19 protein-coding genes, 1 tRNA gene and 2 pseudogenes are annotated in these 21,104 nt (G+C 69.4%); 14 read left to right on the top strand and 8 right to left on the bottom strand.

What is annotated here, in order from left to right; translation table 11 throughout:
• Positions 1 to 41 precede the first annotated feature (41 nt).
• The 7 genes and pseudogenes from SMIR_RS22295 to SMIR_RS22265 all read left to right on the top strand — a co-directional run bounded on the left by SMIR_RS22295 (position 42) and on the right by SMIR_RS22265 (position 5,734).
• Positions 42 to 898: pseudogene (locus tag SMIR_RS22295) on the top strand (hypothetical protein).
• A 27-nt stretch (positions 899 to 925) separates the two neighbouring features.
• Positions 926 to 997, top strand: a tRNA-Gln gene (locus SMIR_RS22290).
• A 115-nt stretch (positions 998 to 1,112) separates the two neighbouring features.
• On the top strand, positions 1,113 to 2,561 hold the full coding sequence (gene glmU, locus SMIR_RS22285; protein ID WP_168492431.1) for a bifunctional UDP-N-acetylglucosamine diphosphorylase/glucosamine-1-phosphate N-acetyltransferase GlmU: 1,449 nt from the start codon (positions 1,113 to 1,115) through the stop codon (positions 2,559 to 2,561).
• 149 nt (positions 2,562 to 2,710) lie between these two features.
• Complete coding sequence (locus tag SMIR_RS22280; protein WP_168492433.1) at positions 2,711 to 3,685, top strand: ribose-phosphate diphosphokinase; 975 nt, start codon at positions 2,711 to 2,713, stop codon at positions 3,683 to 3,685.
• Between the two features lie 162 nt (positions 3,686 to 3,847).
• The gene (locus SMIR_RS22275) at positions 3,848 to 4,438 is read left to right on the top strand and encodes a 50S ribosomal protein L25/general stress protein Ctc (RefSeq protein ID WP_168492436.1); all 591 of its coding nucleotides are present in this window, start codon (positions 3,848 to 3,850) and stop codon (positions 4,436 to 4,438) included.
• Between the two features lie 81 nt (positions 4,439 to 4,519).
• Entirely contained in the window at positions 4,520 to 5,131 is a 612-nt protein-coding gene (gene pth, locus SMIR_RS22270) for an aminoacyl-tRNA hydrolase (protein WP_168492438.1), read from the top strand.
• Positions 5,132 to 5,236: 105 nt separating this feature from the next.
• Positions 5,237 to 5,734, top strand: coding sequence for a hypothetical protein (locus SMIR_RS22265; protein WP_168492440.1), 498 nt, complete (start codon positions 5,237 to 5,239; stop codon positions 5,732 to 5,734).
• Between the two features lie 92 nt (positions 5,735 to 5,826).
• On the opposite strand, the gene ppc is transcribed toward SMIR_RS22265, so the two are convergent.
• Positions 5,827 to 8,559 (bottom strand): phosphoenolpyruvate carboxylase, encoded by a 2,733-nt coding sequence (gene ppc, locus SMIR_RS22260; RefSeq protein WP_168492450.1) that lies wholly within the window; start codon positions 8,557 to 8,559, stop codon positions 5,827 to 5,829.
• 340 nt (positions 8,560 to 8,899) lie between these two features.
• On the opposite strand from ppc, the gene SMIR_RS22255 reads away from it, so the two are divergent.
• A complete protein-coding gene (locus tag SMIR_RS22255) occupies positions 8,900 to 9,910 on the top strand; it encodes an acyl-CoA desaturase (protein WP_168492453.1) in 1,011 nt (336 codons plus the stop codon).
• Positions 9,907 to 10,587: a TetR/AcrR family transcriptional regulator gene (locus SMIR_RS22250; protein WP_168492455.1), complete on the top strand. Its 681-nt coding sequence runs from the start codon at positions 9,907 to 9,909 to the stop codon at positions 10,585 to 10,587. The genes SMIR_RS22255 and SMIR_RS22250 overlap by 4 nt, the downstream gene beginning before the upstream one ends.
• Here the strand turns inward: SMIR_RS22250 and SMIR_RS22245 are convergent.
• Together SMIR_RS22245 and SMIR_RS22240 are read right to left on the bottom strand one after the other, a co-directional pair.
• On the bottom strand, positions 10,584 to 10,967 hold the full coding sequence (locus tag SMIR_RS22245) for a VOC family protein (protein WP_212727282.1): 384 nt from the start codon (positions 10,965 to 10,967) through the stop codon (positions 10,584 to 10,586). The two genes, SMIR_RS22250 and SMIR_RS22245, sit on opposite strands and share 4 nt — an antisense overlap.
• A gap of 4 nt (positions 10,968 to 10,971) precedes the next feature.
• Positions 10,972 to 11,781, bottom strand: a complete 810-nt coding sequence (locus tag SMIR_RS22240; RefSeq protein WP_168492461.1) for a trans-aconitate 2-methyltransferase — start codon at positions 11,779 to 11,781, stop codon at positions 10,972 to 10,974.
• A gap of 89 nt (positions 11,782 to 11,870) precedes the next feature.
• Here SMIR_RS22240 and tamR point away from each other — a divergent pair, with 89 nt between their 5' ends.
• Positions 11,871 to 12,368, top strand: a complete 498-nt coding sequence (gene tamR, locus SMIR_RS22235) for a MarR family transcriptional regulator TamR (RefSeq protein WP_054233026.1) — start codon at positions 11,871 to 11,873, stop codon at positions 12,366 to 12,368.
• Here the strand turns inward: tamR and SMIR_RS22230 are convergent.
• On the bottom strand, positions 12,327 to 13,094 hold the full coding sequence (locus SMIR_RS22230) for a LuxR C-terminal-related transcriptional regulator (RefSeq protein WP_054233027.1): 768 nt from the start codon (positions 13,092 to 13,094) through the stop codon (positions 12,327 to 12,329). The genes tamR and SMIR_RS22230 overlap by 42 nt on opposite strands.
• Before the next feature lie 256 nt (positions 13,095 to 13,350).
• Between SMIR_RS22230 and SMIR_RS22225 the strand changes: the two genes are divergently transcribed.
• A complete protein-coding gene (locus SMIR_RS22225; protein WP_211118727.1) occupies positions 13,351 to 13,806 on the top strand; it encodes a GNAT family N-acetyltransferase in 456 nt (151 codons plus the stop codon).
• 132 nt (positions 13,807 to 13,938) lie between these two features.
• Here the strand turns inward: SMIR_RS22225 and galK are convergent, their stop codons facing one another.
• Genes galK through galT form a run of 3 tightly spaced genes read right to left on the bottom strand, consistent with a single transcriptional unit; the run spans position 13,939 to position 17,113 of the window.
• Entirely contained in the window at positions 13,939 to 15,081 is a 1,143-nt protein-coding gene (gene galK / locus SMIR_RS22220) for a galactokinase (RefSeq protein WP_168492465.1), read from the bottom strand.
• 8 nt (positions 15,082 to 15,089) lie between these two features.
• The gene (gene galE, locus SMIR_RS22215; RefSeq protein WP_168492470.1) at positions 15,090 to 16,052 is read right to left on the bottom strand and encodes a UDP-glucose 4-epimerase GalE; all 963 of its coding nucleotides are present in this window, start codon (positions 16,050 to 16,052) and stop codon (positions 15,090 to 15,092) included.
• Positions 16,049 to 17,113, bottom strand: coding sequence for a galactose-1-phosphate uridylyltransferase (gene galT, locus SMIR_RS22210; protein ID WP_168492472.1), 1,065 nt, complete (start codon positions 17,111 to 17,113; stop codon positions 16,049 to 16,051). The genes galE and galT overlap by 4 nt, the downstream gene beginning before the upstream one ends.
• Positions 17,114 to 17,266: 153 nt before the next feature.
• On the opposite strand from galT, the gene SMIR_RS22205 reads away from it, so the two are divergent.
• Positions 17,267 to 18,946, top strand: coding sequence for a sodium:solute symporter family protein (locus SMIR_RS22205; RefSeq protein ID WP_211118728.1), 1,680 nt, complete (start codon positions 17,267 to 17,269; stop codon positions 18,944 to 18,946).
• A gap of 20 nt (positions 18,947 to 18,966) precedes the next feature.
• Positions 18,967 to 19,278: a hypothetical protein gene (locus SMIR_RS22200; RefSeq protein ID WP_168492476.1), complete on the top strand. Its 312-nt coding sequence runs from the start codon at positions 18,967 to 18,969 to the stop codon at positions 19,276 to 19,278.
• 43 nt (positions 19,279 to 19,321) lie between these two features.
• Here SMIR_RS22200 and SMIR_RS43650 read toward each other — a convergent pair.
• A pseudogene (locus SMIR_RS43650) lies at positions 19,322 to 19,681 on the bottom strand (hypothetical protein); the annotation flags it as partial.
• A gap of 134 nt (positions 19,682 to 19,815) precedes the next feature.
• Here SMIR_RS43650 and SMIR_RS22190 point away from each other — a divergent pair.
• The gene (locus SMIR_RS22190; RefSeq protein ID WP_168501086.1) at positions 19,816 to 21,096 is read left to right on the top strand and encodes an ATP-binding protein; all 1,281 of its coding nucleotides are present in this window, start codon (positions 19,816 to 19,818) and stop codon (positions 21,094 to 21,096) included.
• Positions 21,097 to 21,104 lie beyond the last annotated feature (8 nt).

Below are 21,104 nucleotides of genomic sequence, written 5' to 3'. Positions count from 1 at the left end.
GTTCACCCCCGGAAGATCACATTCCGCCGGACGGTATGCCCATGACACATCCACAGAACAAGTACGCGGATTTCGAGACCTTGCGCGAACGAGTGATCGCGCTGCGCCGGGCGGGACTCAGCCTCCGCCAAATCCGGGACGAACTTCAGGTCCACAACAAGGAGACCCTCCAACGCCTCGTCGCGGGCAAGCCGCCCCCGGAGTGGACGAAGCGCCCGAACGCGAAGGACGACCTGCGGGACAGGGCTCGTGAGCTGCGGGGGCAGGGCTGGACGTACAACGAGATCCAGGCGGAGCTGGGCTGCTCGAAGAGTTCGGTTTCGCTATGGGTGCGGGATTCGCCCCACCCGGAACCCCGTTGCACCCCGGAGGAACAGCGAGCCCGCATGAACGCGGGGCTCGCACGACTGCGCGCCGAGCAGGACCGGGTACGCGAGGAAACCAAGCGAGCGGCGGCCGCAGCCATCGGAACACTCACCGACCGCGAACTGTTCCTCGTGGGCGTCGGCTTGTACTGGGCCGAGGGCGCCAAGGACAAGCCGTACAGCCGCCGAGAACAAGTTCTCTCGTCAACAGCGACCCAGGGATGATCTCCGTGTTCCTCGCCTGGCTCGACCTGCTCCAGGTAGAACGGGAACGCCTGCGCTTCCGCTTCATGATCCACGAGTCCGCCGATGCGCCCGCCGCCGAGCGCTACTGGGCGGATCACGTGGAGGCCGACAGCGGCTCCTTCAACAAGAGCACACTCAAGAAGCACAACCCGAAAACGGTCCGCAAGAACGTCGGCGACAACTACAGGGGGTGCCTCGTGATCTACGTTCTCCAGAGCGCCGATCTGTACCGTCGCATCGAGGGCGCCCGGTACGGCATAGTGTTGGGTGCCGACTCGGCGACCTGACCAAATGTCCGGTTTAGTCGAGTTTCATCCCCCGTGGTGTAATTGGCAGCACTGTGGCTTTTGGTGCCATCTGTCCGGGTTCAAGTCCTGGCGGGGGAGCAATGCTCAGTTCGGGCCCTGACAGCACTGTCAGGGCCCGCTCTCATGTCCCCCCTGAAACACCCCGGTATCCTGCGGATGTCCACCCCACCCCATGAAGCCGAAGGGCATCCCCGTGAGCGCCAATCGCCCGGCAGCCGTCGTCGTTCTCGCAGCGGGTGAGGGCACCCGTATGAAGTCGGCCACACCCAAGGTCCTGCACGAACTGTGCGGCCGCTCCCTGGTCGGCCATGTGCTCGCGGCCGCACGCGCGTTGGAGCCCGAGAACCTGGTCGCCGTGGTGGGTCACGCCCGCGAGAAGGTCACCGCGCACCTCGCCGAGATCGACCCCGGCGTACGGACGGCCGTACAGGCCGAACAGAACGGCACCGGCCACGCCGTACGGATGGGCCTGGAGGAGCTGGGCGGCGTCGTCGACGGCACCGTCGTCGTGGTCTGCGGCGACACCCCGCTGCTCAGCGGCGGGACCCTGCGGCAGCTCGCCGCCACCCACACCGCCGACGGCAACGCCGTGACCGTGCTCACCGCCGAGGTCCCCGACGCCACCGGCTACGGCCGCATCGTGCGGGACGGCGCCAGCGGCGCGGTCACCGCGATCGTCGAGCACAAGGACGCGAACGAGGCGCAGCGCGCGATCCGTGAGATCAACTCCGGGGTCTTCGCCTTCGACGGGCAGCTCCTCGCGGACGCGCTCGGGAAGGTGCGGACGGACAACAGCCAGGGCGAGGAGTATCTGACCGACGTCCTCGGGATCCTGCGCGAGGCCGGGCACCGGGTCGGGGCGGCCGTCGCCGGCGACCACCGCGAGATCGCCGGTATCAACAACCGCGTCCAGCTCGCTGAGGCCCGCCGCATCCTCAACGACCGGCTGCTCACCGAGGCCATGCTCGCCGGAGTGACCGTCGTCGACCCCGCCTCGACCTGGATCGACGTGACCGTCACCTTCGAGCAGGACGCGATCGTCCACCCGGGCACCCAGCTCCAGGGCGCCACGCACCTCGCCGAGGGCGCCGAGGTCGGCCCCAACTCCCGCCTCAAGAACACCACGGTGGGCGCGGGGGCCCGCGTCGACAACACCGTCGCCGACGGCGCCGAGGTCGGGCCGCAGGCGACCGTGGGCCCGTTCGCGTATCTCCGTCCGGGCACGCGCCTCGGTCTGAAGGCCAAGATCGGCACGTACGTGGAGACGAAGAACGCCACGATCGGCGAGGGCACCAAGATCCCGCACCTGTCCTACGTGGGCGACGCGACGATCGGTGAGTACTCGAACATCGGTGCGGCGAGCGTCTTCGTGAACTACGACGGACAGGAGAAGCACCACACCACCGTGGGCTCCCACTGCCGTACCGGTTCGGACAACATGTTTGTGGCTCCTGTCACGGTCGGGGACGGCGCGTACACCGCGGCGGGCTCCGTGATCACCAAGGACGTACCACCCGGTTCGCTGGCCGTGGCCCGTGGCCAGCAGCGGAATATCGAGGGTTGGGTGGCTCGCAAGCGTCCCGGAAGCGCGGCCGCGAAGGCGGCGGAGACGGCCTCCCGGGAGCCGGAGGGCGACGCCTGACCGGAAACAGGTGCGCCCGACACGGCGTACCGTGATAAATGCGCACTCGCATAAATGCGCACCCGCACCCCCAGCTGAGAAGGCTTCTCGCGCTCCAGTTGAGAAGAGTCCTCACGCCCCAGCTGAGACACCTCTGAGGAGACAGTGCTGTGACCGGGTTCAAGACGACCGGCGAGAAGAAGATGATGTTCTTCTCCGGCCGCGCCCACCCCGAGCTTGCCGAGGAGGTCGCCCATAAGCTGGGTGTCGGGGTTGTCCCGACGAAGGCCTTCGACTTCGCCAACGGTGAGATCTACGTCCGCTACCAGGAGTCCGCGCGCGGCGCCGACTGCTTCCTGATGCAGAGCCACACGGCTCCCATCAACAAGTGGATCATGGAGCAGTTGATCATGATCGACGCTCTGAAGCGGGCCTCCGCGCGGAGCATCACCGTGATCGTGCCCTTCTACGGTTACGCGCGGCAGGACAAGAAGCACCGTGGACGTGAACCGATCTCGGCGCGCCTGATCGCCGACCTGATGAAGACGGCGGGCGCCGACCGGATCCTCACGGTCGACCTGCACACCGACCAGATCCAGGGCTTCTTCGACGGTCCGGTCGACCACCTCTTCGCGCTGCCGATCCTGGCGGACTACGTGGGGGCGAAGGTCGACAAGTCGAAGCTCACCATCGTCTCCCCGGACGCCGGCCGGGTGCGCGTCGCCGACCGCTGGTGCGACCGCCTGGACGCCCCGCTGGCGATCGTGCACAAGCGCCGCGACAAGGACGTCGCCAACCAGGTCACCGTCCACGAGGTCGTCGGTGACGTGAAGGGCCGGGTCTGTGTCCTCGTCGACGACATGATCGACACCGGTGGCACGATCTGCGCCGCCGCCGACGCCCTCTTCGCGCACGGCGCGGAGGACGTCATCGTCACGGCCACGCACGGTGTGCTCTCCGGCCCGGCGGCCGACCGTCTGAAGAACTCCAAGGTCAGCGAGTTCGTCTTCACGGACACCCTGCCGACCCCGGGCGAGCTGGAGCTCGACAAGATCACGGTCCTTTCGATCGCGCCGACGATCGCCAACGCGGTCCGTGAGGTCTTCGAGGACGGCTCGGTGACGAGCCTGTTCGAGGAGCAGTAAAGATCCTTTTGGGTGTGGCCTCCCTGCCGAGTAGACTGCTCAAGTTGCTCGGCGAGGGAGGCCGCACTTTTTTTGTGCGGCGGTCCGTTATCGACGCGCTCTTCGTAGCAGGCCGATTGTTTGGCCGGGTGACCCCCTTCCCCAGATCTACGAGGAGTGCACATGTCCGAGATCAAGCTCGCCGCCGAGACCCGTACCGAGTTCGGCAAGGGCGCCGCCCGTCGCATCCGCCGTGACAGCAAGGTTCCCGCCGTGGTCTACGGCCACGGTGCCGAGCCCGTCCACATCACGCTGCCGGGCCACGAGCTGCTGCTCGCCCTGCGCACCCCGAACGTCCTGCTCTCCCTGGACATCGAGGGCAAGACCCAGCTGGCGATCCCGAAGGCCGTCCAGCGCGACGCCATCAAGGGCTTCCTCGAGCACGTCGACCTGCTCCTCGTGAAGCGCGGCGAGAAGGTCACCGTCGAGGTGTTCGTGCAGACCGAGGGCGAGCTCGCCCCGGGCAGCTTCCTGCTCGAGCACGTGCTGAACACCCTCACGGTCGAGGCCGAGGCCACCCACATCCCGGAGTCGGTCACCGTCTCCATCGCGGGCCTGGAGGCCGGTGCCTCCATCCACGCCAAGGACATCCCGCTGCCCAAGGGCACCACGCTGGCGATCGACGAGGACGCGGTCGTCCTGCAGGTCCTGTCCGCGCAGGCGGAGGAGCCCGCCGAGGGCGAGGCCGCGGGCGACGAGGCCGCCGAAGCCTGATCGGCCTGATTCCCCCGGAATCTTCATCTGTGTCGGCCGCCGCTCCCCTCCGGAGCGGCGGCTGCCGCGTATCAAGGACACATGGGAGACACCGACGTGACGACCGATGCGGGCGCCCCCTGGCTGATCGTGGGCCTCGGCAACCCCGGCCCCGAGTACGCCATGAACCGGCACAACGTGGGCTTCATGGTCGCCGACCTGCTGGCGGAGCGGATCGGCGGCAGGTTCAAGCGGGCCGGCAAGGCACAGGCGCAGGTGATCGAGGGGCGCATCGGCCCGCCGGGCCCGGCGAACCGCCGGGTGATCCTGGCCAAGCCGATGTCGTACATGAACCTGTCCGGCGGCCCGGTGACCGCGCTGCGGGACTTCTACAAGGTGCCGACGGCGAACATCGTCGCGATCCATGACGAGCTGGACATCGACTACGGCGTCCTGCGCCTGAAGCTCGGCGGTGGCGACAACGGCCACAACGGGCTGAAGTCGATGACGAAGGCGATGGGCTCCGACTACCACCGGGTGCGGTTCGGCATCGGGCGTCCTCCGGGGCGGATGCAGGTCGCCGACTTCGTCCTGAAGGACTTCTCCTCGGCGGAGCGCAAGGAACTCGACTATCTCGTGGACCGGGCCTCGGACGCCGTGGAGTGCCTCGTCATCGAGGGGCTGGAGCGGGCGCAGGGCACGTACAACTCCTGAGCGGTTCCCGGGAGCGGTCGATGTACGCGTACAACTGCCGACTTGTCGCCCACCGGAACCGGCCGGAGTTGACCGGGCGCGCAGCCATGGCCAAGGATCGCCGCCATGCCTGCCGTCGCCGCACATCGAGGCTCCCGTCGGAGCGCACATCCGGCGCTGCGGTTCGGGCGGCTCGCGGCGATGGGCACGGTCGCGGCGCTGATCCTGATCGCCGGCGTCTGGGGTTCCTGGGGTACGGCCCAGCACGTGATGCTGAGCAAGGGCCGGGAGCAGGGGACGATGACCGTGGACGAGTGCTCCGGCGATGTCTGTACGGGGACGTACGCCCCGACCTCGACGGGGTCCAGGGCGCGGGCACGCGTCACCATCGACGAGGCGGTCGCGGTGCGCAAGGGCCGGACGTACACGGTGACCGTGAAGCCCGGGAGCAGTGATGTCGTCCGTAGCGGTCCGGCGGGCGTTCTCTACGCCTGGGTCCCGCTGGGTGGCGCTCTGTTGCTCGCCTCGGTGGTGGTGGCGGGTGGCCTGCGGCTGCGGCGGGCGGCGTGGGTGCTTGCGGGGGCGGGGATCGTGCAGCTGACGGCCACGTTCCTGGTTCTGTGACCTGTTCTTGAAGTGACAAGTGCCCCAAATGAGGGGTGCCCGGCGTTCGTACGAACGCCGGGCACCCCTTTTTTGCGTGAGTCCCGCAGGTGTCAGCCGGTGTTGCGCAGTCCGGCCGCCACTCCGTTGACCGTCAGGAGCAGCGCACGCGAGAGCAGCGGGTCCGGCTCGGCGCCGGCCGCGGCCTCGTCGCGCTGGCGCTTGAGGAGCGCGACCTGGAGGTAGGAGATCGGGTCCAGGTAGGCGTCGCGGATGGAGAAGGTCTGCTGGAGGACCGGGTTGGTGTCCAGGAGCTTCTTGCCGCCGGTGACGCGCAGTACCTCGCGGACGGTCAGCTCGTGTTCGGCCTCGATGGTGGCGAAGACGTGCTTGAGTTCGTCGGGGACGAGGGTGTCGACGTAGTGGCGGGCGATCCGCAGGTCGGTCTTCGCGAGGGTCATCTCGACGTTGGAGATGAAGTTCTGGAAGAAGTGCCACTGCTCGTGCATCTCGTCGAGCACGGTGTCCAGGCCCGATTCGCGCAGGGCCTTGAGGCCGGAGCCGACGCCGAACCAGCCGGGCACGATCTGCCGTGACTGGGTCCAGCCGAAGACCCAGGGGATGGCCCTGAGGCCGTCGAGACCGGCGCCGCTGTCGGGGCGGCGGGAGGGCCGCGAGCCGAGGTGCAGGTCGGCGAGCTGGTCGACGGGCGTGGCGGCGAAGAAGTACGCCGGGAGGTCCGGGTCCTCGACGAGTCGCCGGTAGGCGTTGTGGGCGGCGTCCGAGACGACGTCCATGGCCGCGTCCCAGCGCGCCAGCGCCTCGTCGGACTGACGGGGGGCGGTGTGCAGGGCGGAGGCCTGGAGGGTGGCGGCGACGGTGAGTTCCAGGTTCTCGCGGGCGAGCGAGGGCACGAGGTACTTGTCGGAGATGACCTCGCCCTGCTCGGTCACCTTGATCTCGCCCTCCAGCGTGCCCCAGGGCTGCGCGAGGATCGCGTCGTGGGAGGGGCCGCCGCCGCGGCCGACGGTGCCGCCGCGGCCGTGGAAGAGACGCAGGCGTACGCCGTAGCGGTGGGCGACGTCACGCAGGCGGCGCTGGGCGCGGTGGATCTCCCACTGGGAGGTCGTGATGCCGCCGAACTTCGAGGAGTCGGAGTAGCCGAGCATGACCTCCTGGACGTCCCCGCGCAGCGCCACGAGGCGGCGGTAGGAGGGGTCGGAGAGCATGTCCTCGAGGATCGTGTCGGCGGCCTTCAGCTCGTCCGTCGTCTCCAGGAGCGGGACGATGCCGATCTTGGCCCAGCCGGCGTGCAGGTCGAGCAGGCCCGCCTCCCGCGCGAGTACGGCCGCGGCGAACACGTCGTCGGCGCCCTGGCACATCGAGATGATGTACGACTCGATGACCTCGGGTCCGAAGATCTCCAGGGCCTTCTTGACCGTCCCGAAGACACCGAGGGTCTTGGCTCCGGCGGCGTCGAGGGGCGCGGGGGTCGGGGCGAGCGGGCGACGGGAGCGGAGTTCCTTGGCGAGGAGCTTGGCGCGGTAGTCGCGGGGCATGTCGACGTAGCGCCAGGATTCCTCGCCGAGGCGGTCGAACAGCTGGCCGAGGGCGTGGTGGTGGGCGTCGGCGTGCTCGCGTACGTCCATGGTGGCGAGCTGGAGGCCGAAGGCGGCCAGGGTGCGGATGGTGCGGTTCATCCGGCCGTCGGCGAACAGAGCGCCGCGGTGCTCGCGCAGCGAGGTCTGGATGAGGGTGAGGTCGCGCAGGAGTTCGCCGGTGCCGAGGTAGTCGCGGCCGTCCTCGTGCGGGGTGCCCTTGGCGAGGCGCTGCTTGGTGTTCTCGAGCTTCTGCCGGATGCAGGTGGCCTTGAGCCGGTAGGGCTCCTCGGCGTTGAGGCGCTTGTAGCGGGGGCTGATCTCGGGGAGCCGCTCCAGGTCGGTCTGGAGGGATTCGAGGAGCTCCTCGGTGGCGCCGGTGTAGCGGATGGAGTTGGAGAGGAAGCCGCGGAGTTCGTCGATGACGTCCAGGGCGTCATTGATGCCGTGTTCGTGCTGGAGGATCAGGACGTCCCAGGTGACGGCCGGGGTGACGTTCGGGTTGCCGTCGCGGTCGCCGCCGATCCAGGTGCCGAAGGTGAGCGGCCGGGTGTCGTCCGGGAGCTGCACGCCGACGCGCTCCAGCTCCGCGGTCAGATCCTCCAGGACGTCGCCCACCGCGCCCGCGTGCAGCTCGTCGAGGTAGTAGATGGCGTTGCGGGCCTCGTCCGCGGGCTCCGGGCGGACCACGCGCAGTTCGTCCGTCTGCCACACCAGGTCGATGTTCTCGGCCAGCCGGGTGTCGTAGCGGCGGCGGTCGGCCTCGATGACGGGGGTCTCCAGGAGCGCGGCGATACGGCGCAGCTTGTTGAGGACCGAGCGGCGGGCGGCTTCCGTCGGGTGGGCGGTGAAGACCGGGCGAACGTTCAGGTTCTTGACGGTCTGCTTCAGGTGTTCGGGGTCGGCGTCCTTGAGCCGGTCCGCCGTTCGGGCGAGGAGTCCGCCCTCGGCGGCCCGCTTGGCGCGCAGCTCGCGGCCGCGGTGCACCTGCTCGGTGACATTCGCCAGATGGAAGTACGTGGAGAAGGCGCGGACCAGCTTGGCCGCGGTCTCCAGCTCGGTGCCGCGCAGCAGCTCGGCGGCTGCCTCGCCGTCCTCGCGGGTCAGGCGGCGGACCTTCTCGACCAGTTCCAGGAGCTCGGGGCCCTCCTGACGGACGAGGGTCTCACCGAGCAGGTCGCCCAGGCGGCGGATGTCGGCGCGCAGCTCGCTGCTGGTCGTCGTGGTCTGGTCGTCGGCACTGCTCACAGGTGCGGCTCCTTGCAGTGTGGAAGCTCGGCTGAAGAGTGTGGAAGCTCGTCTGAAGCTCGTCAGGGAGGGAACCCGGATGGCGGCCGCGCGGCGGGGTGCCGCTTAGGGACGTGGCATCCGGGAAGAAAACAGAACGGACCGCGCTGTCCGACCGAATCCAAGGATAGGTGTCCATGCGGACGCGCAGGCTGTTGGGCTCTTGCCGCCGGGCTGCGCGCTGCCATACTTACGACGCCGTAAGTTACGGATGCGTAGGGCCTCCCGTCAGCTGGCAGGAGGACTCTGGGATCCCGTACCCGGCCACCTCCCCCGCCCTCGAACCCCACAGGGGATGCTCATGCCCTCGAGTTCCGACGTGATCGACGACGCCCCGCGGTCGCACAACGACGCCTCGCTCCCCGCCGCCACGCTGGGTGGCGAGCGGAAGGGGTCACTCGAACAGATCACGCTGCTTCTCTTCATCGCTGTTCCGTTCGTAGCCCTTGTGGCAGCGGTGCCGCTGGCCTGGGGCCGGGGGGTGAGCTGGCTGGACATCGGCCTGCTGGTCTTCTTCTACTACCTGGGTTGCCACGGCGTCACGATCGGCTACCACCGCTACTTCACGCACGGCTCCTTCAAGGCGAAGCGCCCGCTGCGGATCGGGCTGGCGATCGCCGGTTCGATGGCGGTCGAGGGCCCTGTGGTCCGCTGGGTCGCCGACCACCGCAAGCACCACAAGTTCTCCGACGCCGAGGGTGACCCCCACTCGCCGTGGCGCTACGGGGAGACGGTGCCGGCCCTGATGAAGGGCCTGTGGTGGGCGCACATCGGCTGGATGTTCGATGAGGAGCGGACCTCGCAGGAGAAGTACGCGCCGGACCTGATCAAGGATCCGGCGATCCGTGCGATCTCGCGCCAGTTCATCTACTGGACGGTGCTGTCCCTCGCCCTCCCCCCGCTGATCGGCGGTCTGGCGACGATGTCCTGGTGGGGCGCGTTCACCGGCTTCTTCTGGGGCTCGCTCGTGCGGGTGGCGCTTCTGCATCACGTCACCTGGTCGATCAACTCGATCTGTCACGCGGTGGGCAAGCGCCCCTTCAAGTCGCGGGACCGCTCGGGCAACGTGTGGTGGCTGGCCGTGCTCTCCTGCGGTGAGTCCTGGCACAACCTGCACCACGCCGACCCGACCTCGGCGCGGCACGGCGTACAGCGCGGCCAGGTCGACTCCTCGGCGCGGATCATCCGCTGGTGCGAGCAGCTCGGCTGGGCGTACGACGTGCGCTGGCCGTCACGCTCGCGTATCGATTCGAAGCGCAACACGGACGGGTCGGCCTCCCGGGGCAAGACGGAGACCGCTGAAGCGGCATGATTGACGGTGTGGCGACCGACTCCAGCAGCACCCCGAGCAGCAGTGAAAAGCCGCGGCGTGCGCGCCGCACCCGCATGACCGGTGCGGAGCGCCGTCAGCAGCTGCTGGAGATCGGTCGCACCCTGTTCGCGGCGAAGGGCTTCGAAGGGACGTCGGTGGAGGAGATCGCGGCGAAGGCCGGCGTCTCCAAACCGGTGGTCTACGAGCACTTCGGCGGCAAGGAGGGGCTGTACGCGGTGGTGGTGGACCGCGAGATGCGCCGGCTGCTGGACATGGTGACCGGCTCCCTCACCGCCGGTCACCCCCGCGAGCTGTGCGAACAGGCCGCGTTCGCTCTCCTGGACTACATCGAGGAGTACACGGACGGCTTCCGCATCCTGGTCCGCGATTCGCCCATCCCCCAGTCGACGGGTTCGTTCGCCTCGCTGATCTCGGACATCGCCACCCAGGTGGAGGACATCCTGGGCCGCGAGTTCAAGGTGCGCGGCTTCGACCCGAAACTGGCCCCCCTCTACGCCCAGGCCCTGGTCGGCATGGTCGCCCTGACGGGCCAGTGGTGGCTGGACGTCCGCAAGCCCCGCAAGGCGGAGGTGGCGGCCCATCTGGTGAACCTGGCCTGGCACGGCCTGGACGGTCTGGAGCCGAAGCCGCGTTTGATAGGGCATCGCAAGTCCTAGGACCCGAGCCGCTCCACGGATCCGAGCGGCTCAAGGAACTCCAGTCGGTTGCCGACGGGGTCCTCGGAGTAGAAGCGGCGGTGGCCGGGGAGGTTGTCGTCCCAGGTGACCTCGGCCTTGTGGGCCCGCAGGCGGGCGGCGAAGGCCTCGATGCCGGTGACGCGCAGCCCGGGGTGGGCCTTCTTCGCGGGCCGGAAGTCCTTCTCGATCCCCATGTGCAGCTGCACGGCCCCCGCCCGGAACCAGCAGCCGCCGCGGGCGGCGAGGACGGGCGGTTTGGGGATCTCGGTCATGCCGAGAACCTCGACGTAGTACACGCGCAGGAAGTCCTCCGAGCCGGGCGGGGCCGCGAGCTGGACGTGGTCGATGGCCGCCAGCATCCGCTCACGCTTCCTTGTGCGCCACGGCGAACAGGCGACGGAAGGGCAGCACCGTGCCGTACGGGGCCGTCGGATAGGCGTCGCGGAGCAGGTCGCGGTACTCGGTGACGAAGGCGTCGCGGGCCTCCGGGTCGTCGGCGAGGGCCGTCAGCACCGGGCGCAGCCCCGTTCCCTTCACCCAGTCCAGCACCGGATCCACACCGGTCAGGATCTGCTCGTACGTCGTCTGCCAGACGTCCGCCGCGCAGCCGAGGCGGGTCAGCCGGTCCAGGTAGACCAGCGGTTCGTGGACGGAGTCCTCGTGCCGCAGGACGCCTTCGAGGCGGTCCTTCCAGCGGGCGGAGGCGGCGAGCTCGCGCATCAGGGCGTGCAGGGGCGCGTCGATGTTGTCGGGGACCTGGAAGGCGAAGGTGCCGCCGGGTGCCAGTGCGGCCACCCAGTCGCGGAACCGCTCCACGTGCCCCGGCACCCACTGCAGCGCCGCGTTCGACACGATCAGGTCGTACGTCTCTGTCGGCGCCCAGGTCGTCGCGTCCGCGTGGGCGAAGTCGAGGCGTCCGCCGCCGGCCGTGGGGCCCGCGTACGGCTCGGTCCTGGCGAGCATCTCGGGTGAGTTGTCGTACCCGGTGATGTGCGCGGTGGGCCAGCGGTCGGCGAGGAGGACGGTCACGTTGCCCGGGCCGCAGCCGAGGTCGGCGATGCGGGGCGGGGTGCCGGGGAGGTCGGGGACCCGGGCGAGGAGGTCGGTGAACGGGCGGGCGCGGTGGCCGGCGTGGCGCAGGTACTGGGCGGGGTCCCAGGTGGGAGTGGTCATGTCTGCTACTTTCCCCTCAGACTTATCTCGACGTCAAGAGACTTGATATCAAGAGACTTCATGTCGACACAACCACTACACTGATCGTCATGGAGGACGAGGTCGATCGGCTGGTCGCAGCATGGCGCCGGGAGCGCCCTGACCTCGACGTGGAACCGCTCGAGGTACTCAGCCGGGTGAGCAGGCTCGCCCGGCACCTGGACCGCGCCCGACGGCTGGCGTTCTCCGAGCACAGCCTGGAGCCCTGGGAGTTCGACGTGCTGACCGCACTGCGGCGCGCGGGCTCCCCGTACCAGCTCTCCCCCGGCCAGCTGCTCACGCAGACGCTCGTCACCTCCGGCACGATGACCAACCGTATCGACCGGCTGACGAAGAAGGGCCTGGTGGAGCGCCTCCCGGACCCGAGCGACCGCCGGGGGGTACTCGTGCGCCTCACGGACGAGGGACGGGACCGCGCCGACCAGGCGCTCGCCGGTCTCCTCGACCAGGAGCGCGCGATCCTGGCCGAACTCAGCAAGGCGCAGCGCGGTGAACTCGCGTCCCTGCTACGCCAGCTGACCGCCCCGTTCGACAACATCCCCGGCTAGGTCGACGGGCCCGACCCCGGCCCGGCGAGCGAGGGCGACCGCGGCGAGCGTCGAGTGGACGCCCAACTTCCCCAGCACGTTCTGCATATGGGTACGGACGGTGTGCGGGGAGAGGAACAGCCTCTCCGCGACGGCCTTCCGCCCCAGCCCCGCGACCATGCACCGCAGCACTTCCCGCTCCCGCGGCGTGAGCGATTCGACCAGCCGCTCGCTCTCGGTGCGGTGCTTGCGCGCGGCGGTCAACTCCCGCAGTACGCCCGTGAGCAGGGCGGGCGGAAGATGCGTCTCGTCGCGCAGCACACCCCGTATGACGGTCAGGAGCCGCGACAGGGAACAGTCCTTGGCGACCCACCCCGAGGCGCCGGCCTGCAGTGCGAGGGCGGCGCGGCGTGGATCGTCCTTCTCGGCGAGCACGACGATGCGTACGCTCGGCTGTCCCGAACGGACGCCGGCGACGAGCGAGATGCCGTCGACGAGCCCGTCCTCGTTGCCCTCCTGGACCGGTACGGCAGGACGGGCGCCGGGCAGATTGCCGCCCAGGTCGGCGTCGACGAGCAGCACGTCGAATCTGCGGCCCTCCGCGGACGCCCGCTCCAGGCAGCGCAGCGCGGCCGGGCCGCTGCCGGCGGCGGACACGTCGACGTCGGGCTCGGCGGCCAGGGCGGCGGCGAGCGACTCGGCGAAGATGCGGTGGTCGTCGACGACCAGGACACGGATGCGAACCACTGATACCCCCACTGGTCGGGGGACGGACCGGCGCAGGTACGACACCCGAAGTGATCCCGAGCCCGCTCGAACTCGGAAAACGGAGTGCCGCAGCCGCACGGCCGCCGCCGTGCTGGAACTGCTACCCCCACTTCGGGCGTCGTACCCGACTGTCGCGCCCCCTGATCAGCACCGGCCCCCACCGGCGCTGTTCACAGGGTACGACCAGGGGCGGGCAGCGGAAGGCAATTTGCAGAACTGATTGGCCAGCGCGTTTATGGTGAGCCGTATGTTTCGTATGGAGACAGGAGACGACAAAGACCGGCGTGATCTGCTCCGCCGGCGACTGCGCGACACGAACACAGCGGCGTCCCCGATCCTCCGCGCGCTGCGCGGCACCCCCGCCGAACGGGAACTTCCGCTCCACGTCTGGGCCTTGGACGCCGACGGGGCGCTCGCGGGCGGGCTCGTCGGTCACACCTGGACGACGTGGCTGCACGTGACGTACCTCTGGGTGGACACCCCCCACCGCGGCGCGGGCCTCGGCGGCCGGCTCCTCGCCGAGGCCGAGCGCCTCGCCCACGAGGAGCGCGGCTGCCGCAACTCCCGCCTGGAAACCTGGGACTTCCAGGCCCCCGAGTTCTACAAGAAACACGGCTACGAGGTGGTGTGCGTGATCCCCGACTATCCGCCGGGGATCACGGAATACACCTTGACCAGACGCTTGCCCTGACCAGAACCCCCTCGCCTTCAAGCACCGGTCACCCCGAGGCTCTTAGGGGCGCGGGGCTGTCACATCATGCGGCTCCGCCGCGTGGGCGCGCCCAGCCCCCACCCACCCGCAGACAAAGAACAAACCCGAGCGTCAGCTCACCCGGCGGGCGCCAGCCGAAGGCACCGCCGGGAAGACGCGGGGAGCCGTGTAACCGGCGGAGCCGAACGCCTCGGTCACCGCCTTCGTCACCGTGTCCACATCCGCCGACTCCACCAGCACGATCGCCGAGCCACCGAAACCGCCCCCCGTCATCCGCGCACCCAGCGCCCCCGCGGCGTTGGCCGTGGCGACCACGAGGTCCAGCTCCTCGCAGGAGATCCGCAGGTCGTCCCGGAGCGAGGCGTGCCCGTCCGTGAGGACCGGCCCGATGGCCCGGACGTCCCCGGCGTCCAGCAGCGCGATGACCCGCTCCACCCGGTGGTCGTCCGAGACGACGTGGCGGACATACCGGCGTACGCGCTCGTCCGAGAGGCGCGCAAGCGCCGCGTCGAGCTCCTCGTACGCGACATCCCGCAGATGCGACACCCCGAGCTGCCGCGCGCCCTCCTCGCACCCCTCGCGCCGCTCGGCGTACGCCCCGTCGCCCAGCGCGTGCTTCACGCGCGTGTCGACGACCAGCAACTCCAGCCCCAGGGAGGCCAGATCGAAGGGGACCTGCCGGATGGACAGATCGCGGCAGTCGAGGTGCAGGGCGTGCCCCTCGGTGCAGCACGCGGACGCCGTCTGGTCCATGATCCCGCAGGGCACGCCGACGAAGTCGTTCTCGGCGCGCTGGGCGAGGCGGGCCAGTTCGGGCCCGGTGAGGCCGAGTTCGTACAGGTCGTTGAAGGCGAGCGCCGTCACGACCTCCAGAGCGGCGGAGGAGGACAGGCCCGCCCCCGTCGGCACGGTCGAGGCGAGGTGCACGTCCGCGCCCGTCACCGCGTGTCCCGCCTCGCGCAGCGCCCACACCACGCCCGCCGGGTACGCGGCCCAGCTGGTGTTGGTCAGCGGCGCCAGCTCGTCGACGTGCAGTTCGACGACCGGGCCCTCGATGTCGGCGGAGTGCAGCCGCAGCACCCCGTCCGTGCGCCGCGACACCGCCGCCACCGCCGTGTGCGGCAGGGCGAGCGGCATCACGAACCCCTCGTTGAAGTCCGTGTACTCGCCGATCAGGTTGACCCGCCCGGGCGCCGCCCAGACGCCTTCCGGTGCGGTCCCGTACAGCTCCTCGAACCCCTCGCGTACGCCCACCGAATTACCTACCGCTCCTTGTTCTGAGCGAACGCCCACGCGTCCGCGACGATCCCCGCGAGATCCGCGCGGGACGGGTTCCAGCCGAGCCGCTCGCGCGCGGTCGCCGCCGAGGCGACGAGCACGGCCGGGTCACCGGCCCGGCGCGGGGCCGTGACCTCGGGGATCGGGTGCCCCGTGACCTGGCGGACGGTCTCGATGACCTCGCGGACGGAGAAGCCGTTGCCGTTGCCGAGATTGCAGATGAGGTGCTCACCGGCGGTGGCCGCCTCGACGGCCAGCAGGTGGGCGTCCGCCAGGTCCGCCACGTGGATGTAGTCGCGGATGCAGGTGCCGTCCGGCGTGGGGTAGTCGTCGCCGAAGACGGAGATCGCGTCCCGCCGCCCCTGCGCGACCTGGAGGACGAGCGGGATGAGGTGCGACTCGGGGTCGTGGCGCTCACCCTGCGCCCCGTAGGCGCCGGCCACGTTGAAGTAGCGCAGCGACACCGCGCCCAGTCCGTGGGCCGCCGCCTCGCCGGTGATCATGTGGTCGACGGCGAGCTTGGAGGCGCCGTAGGGGTTGGTGGGCTTCGTCGGCGCGGACTCGACGATCGGGGTCTGCTCCGGCTCGCCGTACGTGGCGGCGGTGGAGGAGAAGACCAGCTTGCGCACGCCCGCCTCGCGCATCGCCGCGAGCAGCGCCATGGTGCCGCCGACGTTGTTGTCCCAGTACTTCTCGGGCTTCACGACGGACTCGCCGACCTGCGAGAACGCGGCGAAGTGCAGCACGGCGTCGTACGAGGAGTCCAGCCACTTACCGGCGTCACGGATGTCGCCCTCGATGAAGGCGGCCCCGGCGGGCACACCCTCACGGAAGCCCGTCGACAGGTTGTCGAGGACCGTCACCTCGTGACCGGCCTCGATCAGATGCTGCGCGACCACGCTGCCGACATAACCCGCGCCACCCGTGACCAGGTACTTCCCACTCATGAACTCGCTACCTCTCGCAGTCGCTGAGCCGCGGCTTCCGGCGGCACGTCGTTGATGAACACGCTCATGCCGGACTCGGAACCCGCGAGGAACTTCAGCTTGCCGGAAGTGCGGCGAATGGTGAAAAGCTCAAGGTGAAGCGCGAAGTCGTCCCTGCTCACACCTTCGAACTCCTCCAGCGCGCCGAAAGGCGCCTGGTGCCAGGCGGCGATGTACGGCGTCGGAGGCTCCCCTTCACCGAAGATCCGGTCGAAGCGCCTCAAGAGTTCCAGATAGACCTGGGGGAACTCTGTGCGCGTCTCCTCGTCGAGCCCGAGCAGGTCGGGCACCCGCCGCTTGGGGTAGAGGTGGACCTCGTAGGGCCAGTGGGCGGCGTACGGCACGAAGGCGACCCACCGCTCGGTCTCCAGGACGATCCGGTCGCCCTCGGCGAGCTCGCGTGCGACGACGTCGTCGAAGAGGTTCTCGCCGCCGGTGGCCTCCTTGTGCGCGGCCAGCGAGCGCAGCATCAGGGCCGTGCGCGGGGTGGTGAACGGGTAGCCGTAGATCTGCCCGTGCGGGTGGCCGAGGGTGACGCCGATCTCCTCGCCGCGGTTCTCGAAACAGAAGACCTGTTCGACAGAGGAGAGGTGGGACAGCTCCGCCGTGCGGTCCGTCCACGCCTCCAGGACGAGCCCCGCCTGCTCCTCGGTGAGGTCGGCGAAGGACGAGTCGTGGTCGGAGGTGAAGCAGACGACCTCGCAGCGCCCGGAGTCGCCGGCGAGCGAGGGGAAACGATTCTCGAAGACGACGACGTCGTACGAGGAGTCCGGGATCTCGCTCAGCCGGTCGCCCTGCGAGGGGCACAAGGGGCACTCGTTCGCCGGGGGGTGATACGTGCGTCCCTGGCGGTGCGAGGCGATCGCGACCGAGTCGCCGAGCAGCGGGTCGCGGCGCACCTGGGAGCTGGTGACGGTGGGCTCCAGCGGGCGGCGGTCCACCGCGTCACGCACCGTGTCGTCGCCCGAGTCGTAGTAGATCAGCTCACGACCGTCAGCAAGCCGGGTCGAGGTCTTCTTCACCGCTGGACTCCTCATCCACACCACACCCAACCATCAAACATAACCGAACACAACAAACCACAAAGCAACAGGAACGTCAATGCCTGCGGGGGTTTGGGGGGTGTCTGTGAAGCTTGGGCAGCGTCATGCGACTCATGGGGCATGGATACGGGCATGCATGCCCCCACATACCTCGCCGCAGGGCTCCGGCTCCCCACGAACGGGCTCGACTACACGATCCTCGGCATCTACTTCGTCGTCGTGCTCGGCATCGGTTTCGCCGCCAAGGCCTCGGTCAAGACCAGCCTCGACTTCTTCCTCTCCGGGCGTTCACTGCCCGCCTGGATCACCGGCCTCGCGTTCATCTCCGCCAACCTCGGCGCGACCGAGATCCTGGGGATGGCCGCGAACAGCGCGCAGTACGGCGTCTACACCGTGCACTGGTACTGGATCGGCGCGATCCCCGCCATGGTGTTCCTGGGCCTGGTGATGATGCCGTTCTACTACGGCTCGAAGGTCCGCTCGGTCCCGGAGTTCCTGCTCCTGCGCTTCGACAAGGCGGCGCACCTGCTGAGTTCGATCCTGTTCGCCTTCGCGGCGATCCTGATCGCGGGCGTCAACCTGTACTCACTGGCGATCGTGGTCGAGGCGCTGCTCGGCTGGCCCCAGTGGGTGGCGATCGTGATCGCGGGGTTCTTCGTACTGGCGTACATCACACTCGGCGGCCTGTCCTCGGCGATCTACAACGAGGTGCTGCAGTTCTTCGTGATCCTCGCGGCCCTGATCCCGATCGCCGCGCTCGGCCTGAAGCGGGTCGGCGGCTGGGACGGTCTGACCCACTCGCTCGACAAGACCCACGGCAGTGACTTCACCACCGCCTGGGGCGGTACGGGCATCGGCCATGTGAACCCGCTGGGCGCGAACTGGCTGACCATCGTCCTCGGCCTCGGCTTCGTCCTCTCCTTCGGCTACTGGACGACGAACTTCGCGGAGGTGCAGCGCGCGCTCTCGGCGAAGAACCTGTCGGCGGCCCAGCGCACCCCGCTCATCGCGGCGTTCCCCAAGATCTTCATCGTCTTCCTGGTGATGATCCCGGGCCTGGTGGCGGCCGTCCTGGTCCCCAGGATCGGCACGAGCGGCTCGAACCTCCAGTACAACGACGCGGTCCCGTACCTGATGCAGGAACTGCTGCCGAACGGCGTGCTGGGCATCGCGGTGACGGGACTCCTGGCGGCCTTCATGGCGGGCATGGCGGCCAACGTCTCGTCGTTCAACACGGTGTTCACGTCGGACATCTGGCGGCGGTACGTCGTGACCGACCGGGAGGACTCCTACTACGTCCGCTTCGGCCGCCTGATCACGGTGATCGGCGTCCTGGCGTCGATCGGCACGGCGTTCCTGGCGTCGTCCTTCTCCAACATCATGGCCTACCTGCAGACCCTCTTCTCCTTCTTCAACGTGCCGATGTTCGTGGCCTTCATCGTCGGCATGTTCTGGAAGCGCGCGTCGGCGAAGTCGGGATTCTGGGGCCTGCTGGCAGGCACGACGGCGGCGATGGTCAACTACTTCGTCATCTACAAGCAGGGGATCATCGCCATCCCCTCCGACCAGGGAGCCAACTTCGTCTCGGCGATCGCGGGCTTCGTGGCCGGCGCGGTGGTGATGGTCACGGTCTCCCTCTTCACGGCCCCCAAACCGGCGGAGGACCTCCAGGGCCTGGTCTACGGCACCGTCTCCCCCGGCATGGCCGAGCCGCCGGCCGTGGGCGACGACGCGTGGTACCGCAGGCCGGCACTGCTGGGCTGGGGCGCGCTGATCCTGGCGGCGGCCTGCTACATCCCGTTCTCGTTCTGACGCAGGAGGCCTGAGCAACCATGTCCGACCACTATTCGGACCGCGATGTCCAGCGCGAGGTCACGGAGCTGGAGCATCAGTCCGCGACCGCGACCCGCCTCTTCGACATCCGCACCATCATCGGCGGCCTGTTCGTCGTCTACGGCGTCATCGTCACCCTGGCGGGCCTGACCGCCTCCGACGCCGAACTCGCCAAGGCCCAAGGCGTCAACATCAACCTCTGGACCGGCCTCGGCATGCTCGCCCTGGGCGTGTTCTTCCTGCTGTGGCTGTGGCTACGGCCGCTGGCACCGCCGGTGCCGATGCCGGAGGAGGAGCCTCCGTCGGAGTAACCGGTGTCGGGCGGGGCTGGAGTGCGCCGGGGAACTCCGGCCCCGTACGGCTACGCGGACCCAGTGGTCCCAGCATCGCAGCGGCATCCGCCCCCTTACCATGCGTAATCGCCGAAAACACCGCGCGGGTGACGTCCCGTGCCGCCTCCGCCTCGTCCGCGATCACCGGCACGTGGTCGGGCCCGAGGACCAGCGGCCGTACGACCGGCGAGGACCGTCCCGGCAGACCGAACCGGATGGGCTGGGCCGCCCACCGGGCGGTGGAACGACTCTGGGTCATGACGATCAACACCGGCTCACAGCGGTACTTCTCGTGGAGGTACGAGAGGTAGTACGGCCAGCTCCCGCGCTTCCTCTCGTCCTTCTTGCCCTGCGACTCCAGCACGAGCAGGTAGTCACCTTCACCTCCTCCACCACATAAGGACCGGCAGGCTCGGCACGCCCCTGGCTTGATCGTGGGGGCCGCCCAGTCGCCCGGTATGTGGTCTGCCCGGAGAATGAGGAGGGGCAGGAGCGTGGGCCGGCGAGGTGGCGATGATGCCGACATGGCGACTGCGGGACTTCCGCGACGACGATCTGGACCGTGCCATCCAGATCTGGGACCAGGACCGGCAGACGGACGACTCCCCTCCGGTGTTCCCCGTCTCCGAGGTCATGGCCGTGGCCCGGGTCGGCGGCCCCGCGGTGGTCGCCGTGGTCGGCGACGACCTGGTGGGCATGGCGGTGGCGCAGGCCCAGGGTGAGCGGGCCTGGATCACGCTGGTGGCGCTCGCTGGGAACTGGCGCAGCCGGGGCATCGGCAGCGCCCTGATCGCCGAGCTGGAGCGACGCCTTCGCCCGCAGGGGATCCGTCGGATCGGTGCGCTGCTCGCCCCCGGGGCCACCGGAACCGCGGCGCTGGAGAACTCCGGCTACCGGGCCCGGGACGGACTGGTCTTCTACGAGAAGGTCGAGCACCTCGGCGCGAGCGACGCGGGTCTGCTCGCGGAGCTGGGCGGGCGGGTGCAGCCGGTCGGGCTCTGGGCCGCCCTCGCGGGGATGGAGCGGGAGAAGGAGACCATCGAGCGGCGGATCGTGCTGCCGCTGGCCGAACCCGCACTGGCCGACCGGTACGGGGTGGCGCCGCCGAAGGCGGTCATCCTCTTCGGGCCGCCGGGCACCGGCAAGACCAGCTTCGCGAGAGCCGTCGCCTCCCGGCTGGAGTGGCCGTTCGTGGAGCTCTTCCCGTCCCGGCTCGCCGCGGGCTCCGCCGGGGGCCTGGCGGCCTCGCTGCGGGACACGTTCCACGAGCTGGCGGGGCTGGAGACGGTGCTCCTGTTCATCGACGAGGTCGAGGAGATCGCCGGCGTCCGCTCCGGTGTGGCCGTCGACCCCGGCCACGGCGTCACCAACGAACTGCTCAAGCTGATCCCCGGCTTCCGCGACCACGACGACCGGCTGCTGATCTGCGCCACCAACTCCGTCCGCTCCCTCGATCCGGCGTTCCTGCGCCCCGGCCGGTTCGACTACGTCATCCCGGTCGGTCCCCCCGACGCGGCCGCCCGGGAAGCGATCTGGCGGCGCTACCTGGGCCGGGCCGCCGACGGGGTCGGGCTGCACCGGCTGGTGGAGGCCAGCGAGATGTTCACCCCCGCCGACATCGAGTTCGCCGCCCGCAAGGGCGCCCAGGCCGCCTTCGAACGCGAGATCACCGACCGTCAGGGCACCCCGGCCGACACCGAGGACTACCTCGCCGCCATCGCCGACACCCGTCCCTCGCTCACCGAACAGGCGCTCACCGAGTTCAGAGAGGACATCGAGCACCACATACGCATGTGATGCCGGGT

This window comes from Streptomyces mirabilis, assembly GCF_018310535.1.
In the GTDB taxonomy this organism is placed as follows: Bacteria; Actinomycetota; Actinomycetes; order Streptomycetales; family Streptomycetaceae; genus Streptomyces.
Note: the sequence above shows the minus strand (reverse complement) of the source record. Positions and strands in the feature narration are given on the sequence as shown.

Excerpts from the sequence above, each read along its gene's own strand:
- pth (WP_168492438.1), top strand. The coding sequence starts at position 4,520 with ATGGGAGACACCGACGTGACGACCGATGCGGGCGCCCCCTGGCTGATC.
- SMIR_RS22265 (WP_168492440.1), top strand. The coding sequence starts at position 5,237 with ATGCCTGCCGTCGCCGCACATCGAGGCTCCCGTCGGAGCGCACATCCG.
- SMIR_RS22200 (WP_168492476.1), top strand. The coding sequence starts at position 18,967 with ATGTCCGACCACTATTCGGACCGCGATGTCCAGCGCGAGGTCACGGAG.
- SMIR_RS22240 (WP_168492461.1), bottom strand. The coding sequence starts at position 11,781 with ATGACCACTCCCACCTGGGACCCCGCCCAGTACCTGCGCCACGCCGGC.
- SMIR_RS22275 (WP_168492436.1), top strand. The coding sequence starts at position 3,848 with ATGTCCGAGATCAAGCTCGCCGCCGAGACCCGTACCGAGTTCGGCAAG.
- SMIR_RS22205 (WP_211118728.1), top strand. The coding sequence starts at position 17,267 with ATGCATGCCCCCACATACCTCGCCGCAGGGCTCCGGCTCCCCACGAAC.
- SMIR_RS22255 (WP_168492453.1), top strand. The coding sequence starts at position 8,900 with ATGCCCTCGAGTTCCGACGTGATCGACGACGCCCCGCGGTCGCACAAC.
- tamR (WP_054233026.1), top strand. The coding sequence starts at position 11,871 with ATGGAGGACGAGGTCGATCGGCTGGTCGCAGCATGGCGCCGGGAGCGC.
- SMIR_RS22225 (WP_211118727.1), top strand. The coding sequence starts at position 13,351 with ATGGTGAGCCGTATGTTTCGTATGGAGACAGGAGACGACAAAGACCGG.
- SMIR_RS22250 (WP_168492455.1), top strand. The coding sequence starts at position 9,907 with ATGATTGACGGTGTGGCGACCGACTCCAGCAGCACCCCGAGCAGCAGT.
- SMIR_RS22245 (WP_212727282.1), bottom strand. The coding sequence starts at position 10,967 with ATGCTGGCGGCCATCGACCACGTCCAGCTCGCGGCCCCGCCCGGCTCG.
- galE (WP_168492470.1), bottom strand. The coding sequence starts at position 16,052 with ATGAGTGGGAAGTACCTGGTCACGGGTGGCGCGGGTTATGTCGGCAGC.
- SMIR_RS22190 (WP_168501086.1), top strand. The coding sequence starts at position 19,816 with ATGCCGACATGGCGACTGCGGGACTTCCGCGACGACGATCTGGACCGT.